Genomic DNA, 14,107 nt, shown 5'->3' on the forward strand with positions numbered 1-14,107 from the left:
TTTAAGGGTTTTTCCCGGACGCGGCGCGTTGCGCCTTCTCCGGGCTACCAAATCGCATCGTGCTGTAGCCCCGGTAAGCGTCGCGCTTACCGGGACTTAAGGTTACTGATCTTCGATTAACAACGCTTCTAACAGGTCGAGATCGTGCAGCAGCTTCTGCAACGTCTCGTTGCTGATTTGCCGCGTCGCGCGCAGGTGGTACAGCTCACCGCGTTCCGAACGTAGCGCCGCCAGACGGAAACGGCGCTCAAGGCTCTCTTCCAGCATCGAGGTTTCGACATCGTTACGCCCATCCACACGGCGACGCAGGTTACCGATGACGCGCGAACTCACCTCGGTCAGCAGCTGGTTGTCGATATTCTCTTTGGTATCCGCCGCCAGGCGTTCTTCCATTTTCTGAATCGCGACAATCGCCACATCCGCCGTCGCGGCGCGCGCCAGACGCTCTTCTTTGCGCTGCTGTACGTGGTCGGTGGACTCAATACGCCGCAACAGAATCGGCAACGCGATCACCCCGACGAACAGGGAGAAAAGAATCACCCCGGCGGCCAGGAAGATAAGCTCGTAACGCGCCGGGAAGACGTTACCGTCCGGTAAGAGTAGCGGAATCGACAGCACACCGGCGAGAGTAATCGCCCCGCGCACCCCGGCGACGGAGGAGATCAGCAGCTCGCGGGTGGTCCAGGAGCCAAACTCCATCGGTTTCTTCTTCAGGAAGCGTTGGCTGAGCTTACGCATCGTCCACAGCCAGCCGAAACGCACCAGCATCAGCGCGGCGTAAATCAGCACGATATCGGTGAACAGCATCCAGGTTTCAACGTTCGGATCGGCTTCCGCCGCCACCAGCGAGCTCGACAGGATATCCGGCAGCTGCAGGCCCAACAGCAGGAACACCATGCCGTTAAACACGAACTCCAGCATGGCCCAGGTACTGTTGGCGCGCAGGCGCATAGCCAGCGGCGCGGTACGCATCACCCCGGAACGGGTGATGGTCATCCCCGCGGCCACCGCCGCCAGGATCCCCGAGAAACCGATATGTTCGGCAATCAGGTAAGAAGCGAACGGCAGCAGGAACAGCAGCACAATTTGCGTTGCCGGTTCATCGCCGCCCCAGCGGCTGAGGAAACGCATTGAGCGGCCATACAGCCAGCTGACCACGAAACCGGCCAGGATGCCGCCAATCGCCACCTTCAGAAACTCAACGGTGGCGCCGCCAATGGTGAACACCATCGTGCCCATCGCCACGGCAACGGCAAATTTTAACGACACCAGGCCAGAAGCGTCATTCATCAGCGCTTCACCCTGCAGGATGCCCATGATTTTCTTCGGTATCCGCCCTTCGCCGACAATACCGGACAGCGCCACGGCATCGGTCGGCGACAGCACCGCCGCAAGAGCAAATGCCGGAACCAGCGGGATCCCCGGCACAATCCAGTAAATCAGGAAGCCGATACCGACCACGGTGACCACCACCAGCGCCAGCGCCAGGCCGAAGATTTCCCGGCCGTGCTCGATAAACTCGCGGGTCGGCGTTTTCCAGCCATCGGCAAACAGCAGCGGCGGGATAAACAGAACGAGGAAGAGTTCAGGGTCGAACTCAACGTGCAAACCAAAGGTCGGCCAGGCCAACAGCGCGCCGATGGCGATTTGCATTAACGGTAGTGGGACCTGAAAGGGCAGTACACGTGTAACCACCCCTGAGAGAGAGACCACGAGGGTCATGATGAGTATGGTGAAGAATATTTCCATGTGTTCCCTGTTTGCTGCGTTTTCTTTTTTTACATCTGAGGCGTCATGTCTCGAAATGATACGCTACTCAGATTAACGCAAAAGGAAACAGGATGTGGCTTAAAAATTAAACGGGCGGCCAAAGCCGCCCGTCGTTAGCAGGAAAAGTTAAATCGCCCATCCGCCGGCGTAGAAGATGACCAGCGCCGCCGCGATGATCACGGTGCCCGCATTGAGCTTGCGCCATTCGCCGGATACCACGCGGCCAATCACCAGCGATGCAAAACCGATCATGATGCCGGTCACGATGTTGCAGGTCAGCACGATGAACACCGCGGTAATCAGCCCCGCCATCGCATCAACGAAGTCATTGAAGTCGATTTTCGCCACGTTGCTCAGCATCAGCAGGCCAACGTACATTAGCGCTGGCGCGGTCGCGTAGGCCGGTACCAGATAGGAGAGCGGAGAAAGGAACAGGATCAGCAGGAACAGCACGCCAACGGTGACTGCCGTCAGACCAGTTTTACCGCCCGCCGCCGTACCGGCTGCCGATTCGATATACACCGCCGCAGGGGCTGCGCCCACCACGCCGGAGAACACGCTGCTCAGGGAGTCGGTAGTCAGCGCTTTGCCGCCGTTGATGATCTGCCCGTCTTTATCCAGCAGGTTAGCCTGGCCGGCCACCGCGCGAATGGTACCGGTGGCGTCGAATACCGCAGTCATGACCAGCGCCAGCACGCTTGGCAGCACCACCGGGTTCAGCGCGCCGATGATATCAAGGCTGCCAATCAGCGAATTGCCTTTGTCGTCGCTCAGCGACGGCATGGCGAAAATCCCGGAGAAATGGACGTTCGGATCGAAAATCAGTCCGATAATGGAAATACCGATGATGGTCAGCAGAATGCCGCCAGGCACTTTCAGTTTTTCCAGACCGATAATGACCGCCAGGCCAATCAGCGACATCATCACCGGGAAGCTATCGAAATTGCCCAGCGCAACCGGCAGGCCGTCCAGCGGGTTTTTAATTACCAGACCGACGCCGTTGGCGGCGATCAGCAGCAGGAACAGGCCGATACCGATGCCGGTGCCGTGCGCCACGCCCTGCGGCAGGTTGCGCAGGATCCAGCTACGAATACCGGTAGCGGAGATAATGGTGAACAATACCCCCATCAGGAACACGGCGCCTAATGCCACCGGAATACTAATGTGCTGCCCCAGCACCAGGCTAAAAGCGGTAAACGCGGTCAGCGAAATCGCGCAGCCGATAGCCAGCGGCAGGTTAGCCCACAGGCCCATCACTAATGAACCGACGCCCGCTACCAGGCAGGTCGAGACGAACACCGCCGCAGGCGGAAAGCCAGCTTTACCTAACATTCCCGGCACCACGATGACGGAGTACACCATCGCCAGGAAGGTCGTTAATCCGGCAACAATTTCCTGACGTACGGAGCTGCCGCGAGCTGAAATTTTAAACCAGGCGTCTAAAGAACCACCGGTACGCGCTGAAGGCGTAGACATAGAAAACTTCCCCTGAAAATTTTGATCGTTCGCTTGCATGCGTGATGGACCGTCCACTGCCAGTTAAACGCCATCTCCTTGTGCTGTTTCCCGGCGCCAGGAGGGAGGCTGAGAAAAAGCAAACGTTTAACTCCGCGCATACAATGCGGTATATGGAATGTCTTTGCTCCCCCTGTCGGCAGGGGAAAAAACGAGCAAAGTAAAAAGGCAAACGATTATCCTGTCTTTAGCTGGCCCTTTTCAACTGAAGTTTGTCGTATTTTGCCAAATTTCGCCGCCAAAGCTCAGGAAATAGACAAACGATGCGCAAACGTTATCGTCAGTGCGCAATGCATTAACATTTTTATATGTTTTAATCCTCTTTCTGGCGTATTAACCGCCAGGCAGGGTAAATGGCCCGCCGCGCTCAATAGCGTTAATCCACCCCGGACGTGACTCCACCTGCTGCTGCCAACGCCGGGTGTGCGGCAGGTGTTGAATGCCGCCGCGCGCCAGTAAGGCCATCACCGGGAAGCTCATCTGAATATCCGCCATGCTCAGCGTGCCGCCGGCAAACCACGGCTGACGAGCCAGATGCTGTTCAATATATGCCGCATGTGTCGCCAACTGTCTATCCAGCCACGCTTTTTGTACCCCTTTGCCCAACGCCCCGCCCAGGGTGCGCATACCAAGCGGCACCGGCGGCTTGCCGAGGCTGGCGAAGATAAGCTTCATCAACAGCAAGGGCATTAACGATCCCTCGGCATAATGGAGCCAGAAGCGATATTGCAGTTTATCTTCCCTCCCCTGCGGCCTCAGCTGCTGGGCGCTATCGTAGGTTTCCTGCAGATATTCCAGAATCGCGCCGGACTCTGCCAGCACCACCCCCTGATCCTCAAGCACCGGCGATTTACCCAACGGGTGAATTTTTTTCAGTTCCGCTGGCGCCTGCATGTTTTTTTCACGCTGATAGCAGACGACCTGATAAGACAATTGCAGTTCTTCCAACGCCCACAGCACGCGCTGCGAGCGGGATTGGTTGAGGTGATGGACCGTCAACATGGCGCTCTCCTGTTGTTCGTTCAAATTAACTATAGAAACAGGCGACCAATGACGGAAAAATTTCGGCAACGCCAACAGGCAAAATCATCAGGCTGTGCCACAATTACATTGTCGACGCAATCCGGAACCTCCTTCAACACATTGCGCAATACCTGAGGGGAGTCGACGTCGGGGGAAACCCTCCCGTGAGCCAGCGGGATAATGCGAAAGACAAAGACCGGAAAACAACTAAAGCGCCCTGTTGTGGCGCTTTAGTTTTTTGCAGGTATCACGATTAATCCTCTTCCAACAGGCGTGCGCCGGTTCCCTCTTCACCCAACTTATCCCCAGGGTTGCGTAATGGACAATCGCGGCGCGATAAACAGCCGCAGCCGATGCAGCCGTCGAGCTGGTCACGTAGCGCGGTCAGGGTGTGGATACGCCGGTCCAACTCCTCCCGCCATTGCGACGACAGCTGTTTCCACTCTTTGGCGCTCAGATTATGCCCTTCCGGCAAGACGCCGAATGCCTCGCCGATGGTCGCCAGCGGAATACCAATACGTTGCGCAATCTTGATGATCGCCACTGCTCGCAGCACATCACGGCGATATCGCCGCTGATTGCCCGCGTTGCGCTGGCTGCGGATAAGCCCTTTGCTTTCATAAAAGTGTAGCGCCGAGACGGCGACGCCGGTTCGTTTCGCCACCTCCCCAGGGGAGAGCAGCATTTTGATGCGTGCTGGTTTATTTTCCATAAAGCTCTTTACCTCAAGTTAACTTGAGGAATTATACTCGCCGACAGACAAAACGACGAATCGAGAATTGAGAGAGGCCGCTTTATGTCCCATCAGGATATTATCCAAACGCTTATTGAATGGATTGATGAACATATCGATCAACCACTTAACATTGATGTAGTCGCTAAAAAATCGGGATACTCGAAATGGTATCTGCAGCGAATGTTCCGTACCGTTACCCACCAGACGCTGGGTGATTACATTCGCCAGCGCCGGCTACTGCTCGCCGCTGAAGCGCTGAGAACCACGCAACGTCCTATTTTTGATATTGCGATGGATTTGGGATACGTCTCGCAGCAGACGTTCTCGCGGGTATTCCGCCGGGAGTTCGATCGCACTCCCAGCGATTACCGTCATCAGATTTCCGCCTGACGACCGTCGTGCGGCGTACGCAGTAAGATCGGGGACTTGGCGAGCCACTGCATAAACTCCTGTGGCGGCATAGCCCTGGCAAAATGCCATCCCTGACAAAACTGCACGCCGCGCTTAAGCAACCAATCCACCTGATCCAGCGTTTCTACCCCTTCGGCGATGGTTTTTAAACGCAGGCTACGCGCCATATCAATGATATGCTCGGCAATCAGATGGCTGGTACTGTTGGTGGTCAGCGTATCGATAAAGGATTTATCAATCTTCAGAATATCGACATTGAGCGAATAGAGGTTATGCAGGTTGGAATAACCGGTACCGAAATCATCAATGGCTATTTCGTAGCCCGCTTCGCGGAACGCCTGAATCACCGGTGTGGTTTTCGGCACATCGATAAATCCTCTTTCGGTGACTTCAATTTTAATTTGCTTCACGCAAACCGCATAGCTGCGGGCCTTCTCAGTGATCTGCGCAATTAATCGCGCGGAGTGGAAGTCCGATGCCGAAAGATTAATCGCGATATAGAGCTGTGGATGTCTGGCCAGATATTCGCCAAGATCGTTGAACAACTCGTCGACCACATAATCCGTCACCTGAGCAATCATGCCCGAGTTTTCCGCCAACGGAATAAACTCCGCCGGGCTCATCACCGGACCGTCAAACCCCGGCCAGCGTAACAGCGCCTCGGCGCCGACGCAGCGGTTATTCTTGATGTCGATAATAGGTTGGTAATGCAGGCACAGCTGCCGGTGGCTTAACGCTCGCTGCAGTTTATTGCGCGGTGAATGATACTGCTGACGGCTTCGCGACCAGACCATCAGAATCAAAATGCTGCAAATAATGCCTAACGGCAGGGTCAAGGTAATCTGGTCGTAGAGGCTGGCATAATAGCTGGCGCGCGAGGTGGACATGATGACCGCAATCGGTCGAATCGACGAATGGGCGACGGTATAAACCCGGCCATCCTGGTTGAAAAAAGCGTCTTCGTGGCGAATAAGACGATGTAATTCCCTGGCATCAACGTTTTTACTCACGGAGAAAAACATGTTCGTTTTGGTGTCGAAGACGCCGTAAGCTAAATCTTTATCGCTGGAAATAACCGAACTATAAGAGAGAGGGTTAACCACCACGGCATAATGCCCGCGCTGCATATAATTCATATCATAGCCGGGATAAAACGGCGTATCACGATAGTAGTAAATGGAGACGTCGGGCTTTCGAGTATAATTCGCGGCAGCTATTCTCCAGCCCTCTTCGGGATGGACCGCGGTGGAACAGAGGAAAGTGTTACCGCTCGCATAAATCAGGTCATCAACATACAGTAGCCCGCGCACGATATTTAACATGTACTGCTGATGCTGCGGGGAACACATTGCCCCGGTAAAGTGCATGGCTTTTTCGCGCGCCTGCTCGGATTCATGAATGACCATTTCCGTTTTTTGCAGCGCCAGCTGCGAAAACGATTGCAGTCTATCTGAGATTTCTTCCCGGGCTCTGATTTGCGCAAACCACAACGCCAACACCACCGGCAGCACAACCACCAGTATGATGAAGAATATTCTTAACGCCTTATGCGGCGCGTTACGACTCATTTCCGCTTTTTATCCATGCGATACGCCTCAATCACGGTATAAGGACAAAAACCAGGCATTACCGACTGTTATAAAAAACAGCGAATTTCAGCAACGAACACGTTTATGTAAAAACCTCACACCTAATAATGATGAATCATACTTACTTATAGATGGATCGAGAAACATTCTCGTAATAATTAAGACACTAGCCACTTACTAATTCGGTTTCTCCGTACAATTACTCGTAATAAGTAACAAAACCCGTTGAACAATTATCGGCAGTCCAGGTCCAGTCCTTAACGGTGTCGAAAAACAGACACCAGACATGCTGGCGCGCATTCCGCCGCCATTAACCCTATTAATAACGTGGTTTAAAATGTCAAAAAAGGTCATTTTTTGTCTGGCGAATAAATCAGCAAATGTGATATAGTTCACACAAGTTGATGAAACAAAATCGTCGTTTCATCACTCCCTGAAGTGCCCGCCGATAGCCAGAGCGTCTCATTATTGATAATCGCGCCAGGTTGTCTAAGGCTCCCGACTTTCTTTGAGAGATAGGATAAGTTAATGGCTTCCATTACTACCAGTGTCGTACTTTTGCGCTGGCCCCTGGTGAGCGCGGTATTGATGTTCCTGGCCAGTTCGTTGAATATTCAATTACGTAAAAGCGACTATGCCGGCTTAGCGATTATTTGTAGCTGCCTGGGTCTGGCTGCCGCCTGTTGGTTTGCTACCGGCTTGTTAGGCATCACCATGGTGGATGTTGCTAAAATCTGGGGCAACATTAAAGATGTCATGGTTGAAGTCATGAGCCAGACGCCGCCAGAATGGCCAATGATGATGACCTGATAAAAAAGCTTCCTGCGGGAAGCTTTTTTATTTTCAGCAACAGCGATGCTCTTCCCGGCCCCTGCTAATATTGTTCGCATAACATCGGTCGTAGACGCTCGTTTGGGCAGCGCTTAACCGCACAATACGATTGATAAAGACAAGATTCCTGCTCCGCGACCTCGAAATTGTACGGGCAGGTTGGCCGCTCTCTTAAGGTTTCCCACTGTTTATCGTCGTAACGCGTGATGTTATAAATTTTTAATGAATGATATCGATCATTAATTAAAACTTTAGATGAATAAAGTTTCATGGTTTCGCCGGGAATTAATAAAAGCTCAGCCTCATACCAGATAATAAACTTGAGAAACCGTAGCCCAGATATTGACGAAAAGGCAACGCCAGTATGCGGGCAGATAAGGGTGTTAAGAATCGTCCATTTCATCTTCCATCCTTGTAAGTAAAATCTGAGAGAGAATTTAGTGATAGCACTCCAGGCCGTTATCTGCAAGGCAGGTTATTAATAGTGTGATATAGACCAACCCTGACACACATCGGCCATACCACTCTTGAAGTAAGCTAATCCGGGCATTCTACGAATTATGTATTAATACTAAAAAAACATAACCATGCAAAGGTTATAAATAACCTTACAATATATTTTAAATAGCAGACAAAAATATCATTTTGATATTCACCTGGATGGGATAAGCAATTAGCGATCGCAAAGCGAAAATATTCTATGGTAGGAGAAGCGTCACTTTCTTTTGTATTCTCGCAATCAGGACAATACCACCTACGTCGCGCTGAACCCGGGAGAGGTAAGTAGAAAAAGGCACAGGGGCGCGTTTGCATTGACTAAAATATAACCATCTCCCTGCAGAGTGCCGCATCATGAACATCTTCGGTTTTCAACGTCGCCTGGCGATGGTTTCCGGCTGCCTTCTGGCCATCGTGTTTGCCTTCTCCGCTTCAGCGGCTTCGACGGATAAATCGCCGCCGGCGCAAAAGGACAAAGCGGAGCTGGCCATCAATATGGATCACATCATGCAGCCGCAAAAAGGCGATCTTCCCGACATGATCAACCGGCGGGCGATCCGGGTATTAACGACCTACAGCAAGACCTTCTTTTTTATCGATAAGGGGACCCAGCGCGGCGCCACCCACGATCTTTTCATCGCTTTAGAAAAAGATCTCAATAGCAGACTGGCAAAAGAGAAGAAGCTGAAGCAGAAACACCTCAAAGTGCGGATCGTTTTCATCCCGGTGACGCGGGATAACCTGTTCAAGGCGTTGAATGAAGGTAAGGGGGATATCGCCGCCGCCAATCTCACCATTACTTCATCGCGTCAGGAGCAGGTCGCCTTTACCACCCCGCTCTATAGCGATGTCAAAGAGCTATTAGTTTCTGGGCCATCATCGCCCAACGTGAAAAGCCTGGAGCAGCTTTCCGGTAAAACCGTGTTTGTTCGACGCTCCTCCAGCTATTACGAAAGTTTGCAGGCGCTTAACGCCCGCTTTGCCAAAGCGTCGCTGCCGCCGGTCATTCTGCAGGAGGCGCCGGAGGCGCTCGAAGATGAGGATCTTCTCGAAATGCTTAATGCCGGCCTGATTCCTCTGATCGTGATGGATCGCCATAAAGCGATTTTCTGGAAACAGGTGTTTCCCAAAATTCAGGTGCATGAAGACATTGTGTTACGAGATGGCGGTAGCATCGCCTGGGCGGTCCGCAAAAATAACCCACAGCTTCTCGCGGTGCTAAATACCTTCGTGAAGAATAATCGTCAAGGCAGCACCCTGGGAAACACGATTCTGCTGCGCTACCTGAAAAGCGCGACCTACGTTAAAAATGCCGCAGCCAACAGAGAACGAGCTAAATTTTTGCAGATGGTAGACATCTTTAGAAAATATGGCGAACGCTATGATGTCGACTGGCTGCTGATGGCAGCCCAGGGATATCAGGAGTCGCGGCTCAATCAATCGGTACGTAGCCACGTCGGCGCAATCGGCGTAATGCAGGTCATGCCCGCCACCGGCAAGGAGCTGAAAGTTGGCGATATTAAGAAAATCGATCCCAACATTCATGCCGGCGTGAAGTATATGCGCTGGATGATTGATCATTACTATGGCGATCAGCCAATGACGCCGCTGAATAAAGCGCTATTTTCGTTCGCGTCCTACAATGCGGGCCCGGCGCGCATCGCGCGTCTACGTACGGAAACCCAAAAACGCGGTTTTGATCCGAACATCTGGTTTGGCAACGTTGAGAATCTCGCCGCGGAAAAAATCGGCGCTGAGACGGTAACCTACGTCAGCAATATCTATAAATACTATATTGCCTATCGGCTGATAATGGATGATATCGCCCGTAAACAAAAAGCGACTGCCGCGCCGCTACCCGAGCCAGGAACGGGCAAGCCGCAGCCCGACGCGGCTACGCCCACAACGCCTCAAATTCCGACGCCGGCGGTCTGAGAGCCTGAAATGAAAAAGCCCCGAACAATCGGGGCTTTTTGTTGGCTTACCGCACAGGCAGCACGTAATAAGGAAAACCTTAGAACGGGATATCGTCGTCGAAGTCCATCGGCGGTTCGTTAGATGGCGCTGCCGGAGCCTGCTGCTGCGGACGAGACTGCGCGCCGCCGCTGAACTGGTTGCCGCCCTGCGGCTGCTGAGGCTGACCCCAACCGCCCTGCTGCTGGCCGCCGCCTGCCGGTGCGCCGCCGCCCTGACGGCCGCCCAGCATCTGCATGGTGCCGCCGACGTTTACCACGATTTCAGTGGTGTACTTGTCCTGACCGGACTGATCGGTCCATTTGCGGGTACGCAGCTGGCCTTCGATATAAACCTGAGAACCTTTACGCAGGTATTCGCCAGCGACTTCCGCCAGTTTGCCGAACAGCACAACGCGGTGCCATTCAGTCTGCTCTTTCATTTCGCCGGTTTGCTTATCGCGCCAGGATTCGGAAGTTGCCAGCGTGAAGTTGGCGACAGCGCCGCCACTTGGCATGTAGCGTACTTCCGGGTCCTGCCCCAGATTACCGACGAGAATCACCTTGTTTACGCCTCTGCTGGCCATGATCGAATCTCCTGAATAATACGTTTTGTATAAGTGTAAACCGGGAATTCTAACATCACAAAGGGGCAATTTGATAGCTGCGAAGCCAATTCCAGAAAACATCCCGCCGCTATGCAATTTTTCACCCTCTTACTGCAGCGCCATTCCAATACTGTATATCCAGACAGGTTAAGTTGTGTCATAATTAGCCGTTTCTGCCGTTTGTCCTTCAAACAAACCAGGCAATCCGTGTATCTACCTACCGGGAAAGGTGAATGGATAAGATCGAAGTTCGGGGCGCCCGCACCCATAATCTCAAAAACATCAACCTCGTCATCCCGCGCGACAAACTCATTGTCGTCACCGGGCTTTCTGGGTCTGGCAAATCCTCACTCGCTTTCGACACCCTGTACGCCGAAGGCCAGCGTCGCTACGTCGAATCGCTCTCCGCCTATGCGCGACAGTTCCTGTCGCTGATGGAGAAACCAGACGTCGATCATATCGAAGGGCTGTCGCCGGCGATTTCTATCGAGCAGAAATCGACCTCCCACAACCCGCGTTCGACGGTAGGTACGATTACTGAAATCCACGACTATCTGCGCCTACTGTACGCCCGCGTCGGCGAACCGCGCTGTCCGGATCACGACGTGCCGCTGGCCGCACAGACCGTCAGCCAGATGGTCGATAACGTGCTCTCTCAGCCGGAAGGTCAGCGCCTGATGCTGCTGGCGCCCATCATTAAAGAGCGTAAGGGCGAGCACACCAAAACGCTGGAGAACCTTGCCAGTCAGGGCTATATCCGCGCGCGGATCGATGGCGAAGTCTGCGATCTTTCGGATCCGCCGAAATTAGAGCTGCAAAAGAAACATACGATCGAAGTGGTTATCGACCGCTTTAAAGTACGCGACGATCTGGCGCAGCGTCTGGCGGAGTCTTTCGAAACCGCGCTGGAACTCTCAGGCGGTACCGCCATTGTTTCCAATATGGATGACAGTAAGGCGGAAGAACTGCTGTTCTCGGCAAACTTCGCTTGCCCGATTTGTGGCTATAGCATGCGCGAGCTGGAGCCGCGCCTGTTCTCCTTCAACAACCCGGCAGGCGCTTGCCCAACCTGCGACGGCCTTGGCGTTCAACAGTATTTCGATCCCGATCGGGTAATTCAGAATCCTGAGCTATCGCTGGCTGGCGGCGCCATCCGCGGTTGGGATCGCCGCAACTTCTACTACTTCCAGATGCTCAAGTCGCTGGCGGATCACTATAAGTTTGATGTCGAAGCGCCATGGGGCACCCTCAGCGCTAATGTGCATAAAGTCGTGCTGTACGGTTCAGGTAAAGAGAATATTGAATTCAAATACATGAACGACCGCGGCGACACATCAGTACGCCGCCATCCGTTCGAAGGCGTGCTGCACAACATGGAGCGCCGTTACAAAGAGACGGAATCCAGCGCGGTGCGCGAAGAGCTGGCGAAATTCATCAGCAACCGTCCGTGCGCCAGCTGTGAAGGCACGCGTCTGCGTCGCGAAGCGCGCCACGTGTTTGTGGAAAACACGCCGCTACCGACCATTTCCGACATGAGCATCGGTCATGCGATGGACTTCTTCAACAACCTGAAGCTGTCCGGACAGCGGGCGCAAATCGCCGAGAAAGTGCTGAAAGAGATTGGCGATCGTCTGAAGTTCCTCGTCAACGTCGGCCTGAACTATCTAACGCTCTCTCGTTCGGCGGAGACCCTCTCCGGCGGTGAAGCGCAGCGTATTCGTCTGGCGAGCCAGATTGGCGCGGGGCTGGTTGGCGTGATGTACGTGCTGGATGAGCCCTCTATCGGCCTGCACCAGCGTGATAACGAACGCCTGCTCGGTACGCTCATCCACCTGCGTAACCTGGGTAACACGGTCATTGTCGTTGAACATGACGAAGACGCCATTCGCGCCGCCGACCACGTGATCGATATCGGCCCCGGCGCTGGCGTTCACGGCGGCCAGGTGGTGGCCGAAGGGCCGCTGGACGCCATTATGGCGGTACCAGAATCCCTGACCGGGCAGTACATGAGCGGCAAACGCAAAATCGAAGTGCCGAAACAGCGCGTCGCCGCCGATCCGGAAAAAGTGCTGAAACTTACCGGCGCGCGCGGCAACAACCTCAAGGATGTGACGCTGACGCTGCCCGTCGGCCTGTTTACCTGCATTACCGGCGTTTCCGGTTCCGGCAAATCAACGCTGATTAACGATACCCTGTTTCCCATCGCCCAGCGTCAGTTGAACGGCGCGACGATTGCCGAACCGGCGCCGTACCGCGATGTCCAGGGGCTGGAACACTTCGATAAAGTCATTGATATCGACCAGAGCCCGATTGGCCGCACGCCGCGCTCAAACCCGGCAACCTATACCGGCGTGTTCACGCCGGTGCGCGAACTGTTCGCCGGAGTACCGGAATCACGTTCACGCGGCTATACGCCGGGCCGCTTCAGCTTTAACGTGCGCGGCGGTCGCTGCGAAGCCTGTCAGGGCGACGGGGTGATCAAGGTTGAGATGCACTTCCTGCCGGATATCTACGTACCGTGCGACCAGTGCAAAGGCAAACGCTATAACCGCGAAACGCTGGAGATTAAGTACAAGGGCAAAACCATCCACGAAGTGCTGGATATGACCATCGAAGAAGCGCGCGAATTCTTTGATGCCGTGCCGGCGCTGGCGCGTAAGCTGCAAACCCTGATGGATGTCGGCCTGACCTATATTCGTCTCGGCCAGTCGGCAACCACGCTCTCCGGCGGTGAAGCCCAGCGCGTGAAGCTGGCGCGCGAACTTTCCAAGCGCGGTACCGGCCAGACGCTGTATATCCTTGATGAACCGACCACCGGTCTGCATTTCGCCGATATTCAGCAGTTGCTGGACGTGCTGCATCAGCTACGCGATCAGGGTAATACCATCGTGGTCATTGAGCACAACCTCGACGTGATTAAAACCGCTGACTGGATTGTCGACCTCGGCCCGGAAGGCGGTAGCGGCGGCGGGGAGATTCTCGTTTCCGGCACGCCGGAAACCGTTGCCGAATGTGAAGCCTCGCACACGGCGCGCTTCCTGAAGCCCCTGCTGAAGTAACCTCTCAGGCCTCTTCCTTCGCGGAAGAGGCCTCATTTCATCTCATTTCATCTCATTTTTTTACGCTGATACTTCGTGATTTGCCCGGTGCGCACACTCTGGCGTCTGATAGTCG

Annotated in this window: 11 protein-coding genes; 4 read left to right on the plus strand and 7 right to left on the minus strand. The window is 54.0% G+C overall.

Annotated features, from left to right (window positions below):
• Nucleotides 1–102: 102 nt before the first annotated feature.
• The 4 genes from KGA69_RS04645 to soxR all read right to left on the minus strand — a co-directional run bounded on the left by KGA69_RS04645 (nt 103) and on the right by soxR (nt 5,020).
• Entirely contained in the window at nt 103–1,749 is a 1,647-nt protein-coding gene (locus tag KGA69_RS04645) for a Na+/H+ antiporter (RefSeq protein ID WP_015368729.1), read from the minus strand.
• Nucleotides 1,750–1,896: 147 nt separating this feature from the next.
• Nucleotides 1,897–3,246 (minus strand): NCS2 family permease, encoded by a 1,350-nt coding sequence (locus KGA69_RS04650; RefSeq protein WP_015704058.1) that lies wholly within the window; start codon nt 3,244–3,246, stop codon nt 1,897–1,899.
• 372 nt (nt 3,247–3,618) lie between these two features.
• Complete coding sequence (locus KGA69_RS04655) at nt 3,619–4,287, minus strand: glutathione S-transferase family protein (protein WP_045396725.1); 669 nt, start codon at nt 4,285–4,287, stop codon at nt 3,619–3,621.
• Between the two features lie 274 nt (nt 4,288–4,561).
• Entirely contained in the window at nt 4,562–5,020 is a 459-nt protein-coding gene (soxR, locus tag KGA69_RS04660) for a redox-sensitive transcriptional activator SoxR (RefSeq protein ID WP_045396728.1), read from the minus strand.
• 84 nt (nt 5,021–5,104) lie between these two features.
• Here soxR and soxS point away from each other — a divergent pair, with 84 nt between their 5' ends.
• Complete coding sequence (soxS, locus tag KGA69_RS04665; RefSeq protein WP_015368734.1) at nt 5,105–5,434, plus strand: superoxide response transcriptional regulator SoxS; 330 nt, start codon at nt 5,105–5,107, stop codon at nt 5,432–5,434.
• Here soxS and KGA69_RS04670 read toward each other — a convergent pair.
• Nucleotides 5,419–7,023, minus strand: a complete 1,605-nt coding sequence (locus KGA69_RS04670; RefSeq protein ID WP_047045874.1) for an EAL domain-containing protein — start codon at nt 7,021–7,023, stop codon at nt 5,419–5,421. The genes soxS and KGA69_RS04670 overlap by 16 nt on opposite strands.
• A 549-nt stretch (nt 7,024–7,572) precedes the next feature.
• On the opposite strand from KGA69_RS04670, the gene KGA69_RS04675 reads away from it, so the two are divergent.
• The gene (locus tag KGA69_RS04675) at nt 7,573–7,854 is read left to right on the plus strand and encodes a YjcB family protein (RefSeq protein WP_015704055.1); all 282 of its coding nucleotides are present in this window, start codon (nt 7,573–7,575) and stop codon (nt 7,852–7,854) included.
• 64 nt (nt 7,855–7,918) lie between these two features.
• Here the strand turns inward: KGA69_RS04675 and iraM are convergent, their stop codons facing one another.
• Complete coding sequence (gene iraM, locus KGA69_RS04680; protein ID WP_045396734.1) at nt 7,919–8,278, minus strand: anti-adapter protein IraM; 360 nt, start codon at nt 8,276–8,278, stop codon at nt 7,919–7,921.
• Nucleotides 8,279–8,727: 449 nt separating this feature from the next.
• Here iraM and KGA69_RS04685 point away from each other — a divergent pair, with 449 nt between their 5' ends.
• Entirely contained in the window at nt 8,728–10,308 is a 1,581-nt protein-coding gene (locus tag KGA69_RS04685) for an MltF family protein (RefSeq protein ID WP_049059610.1), read from the plus strand.
• Nucleotides 10,309–10,387: 79 nt separating this feature from the next.
• Here KGA69_RS04685 and ssb1 read toward each other — a convergent pair whose 3' ends face one another.
• Complete coding sequence (ssb1, locus tag KGA69_RS04690) at nt 10,388–10,912, minus strand: single-stranded DNA-binding protein SSB1 (protein WP_015368746.1); 525 nt, start codon at nt 10,910–10,912, stop codon at nt 10,388–10,390.
• Nucleotides 10,913–11,166: 254 nt separating this feature from the next.
• Between ssb1 and uvrA the strand changes: the two genes are divergently transcribed.
• Nucleotides 11,167–13,992: an excinuclease ABC subunit UvrA gene (gene uvrA / locus KGA69_RS04695; RefSeq protein WP_045396741.1), complete on the plus strand. Its 2,826-nt coding sequence runs from the start codon at nt 11,167–11,169 to the stop codon at nt 13,990–13,992.
• Nucleotides 13,993–14,107 lie beyond the last annotated feature (115 nt).

The organism is Klebsiella sp. A52, assembly GCF_018388785.1.
GTDB classification, from domain to species: Bacteria; Pseudomonadota; Gammaproteobacteria; order Enterobacterales; family Enterobacteriaceae; genus Klebsiella; species Klebsiella aerogenes.

Excerpts from the sequence above, each read along its gene's own strand:
- KGA69_RS04670 (WP_047045874.1), bottom strand. The coding sequence starts at position 7,023 with ATGAGTCGTAACGCGCCGCATAAGGCGTTAAGAATATTCTTCATCATA.
- soxR (WP_045396728.1), bottom strand. The coding sequence starts at position 5,020 with ATGGAAAATAAACCAGCACGCATCAAAATGCTGCTCTCCCCTGGGGAG.
- KGA69_RS04675 (WP_015704055.1), top strand. The coding sequence starts at position 7,573 with ATGGCTTCCATTACTACCAGTGTCGTACTTTTGCGCTGGCCCCTGGTG.
- KGA69_RS04645 (WP_015368729.1), bottom strand. The coding sequence starts at position 1,749 with ATGGAAATATTCTTCACCATACTCATCATGACCCTCGTGGTCTCTCTC.
- KGA69_RS04650 (WP_015704058.1), bottom strand. The coding sequence starts at position 3,246 with ATGTCTACGCCTTCAGCGCGTACCGGTGGTTCTTTAGACGCCTGGTTT.
- iraM (WP_045396734.1), bottom strand. The coding sequence starts at position 8,278 with ATGAAATGGACGATTCTTAACACCCTTATCTGCCCGCATACTGGCGTT.
- uvrA (WP_045396741.1), top strand. The coding sequence starts at position 11,167 with ATGGATAAGATCGAAGTTCGGGGCGCCCGCACCCATAATCTCAAAAAC.
- KGA69_RS04685 (WP_049059610.1), top strand. The coding sequence starts at position 8,728 with ATGAACATCTTCGGTTTTCAACGTCGCCTGGCGATGGTTTCCGGCTGC.
- ssb1 (WP_015368746.1), bottom strand. The coding sequence starts at position 10,912 with ATGGCCAGCAGAGGCGTAAACAAGGTGATTCTCGTCGGTAATCTGGGG.
- soxS (WP_015368734.1), top strand. The coding sequence starts at position 5,105 with ATGTCCCATCAGGATATTATCCAAACGCTTATTGAATGGATTGATGAA.
- KGA69_RS04655 (WP_045396725.1), bottom strand. The coding sequence starts at position 4,287 with ATGTTGACGGTCCATCACCTCAACCAATCCCGCTCGCAGCGCGTGCTG.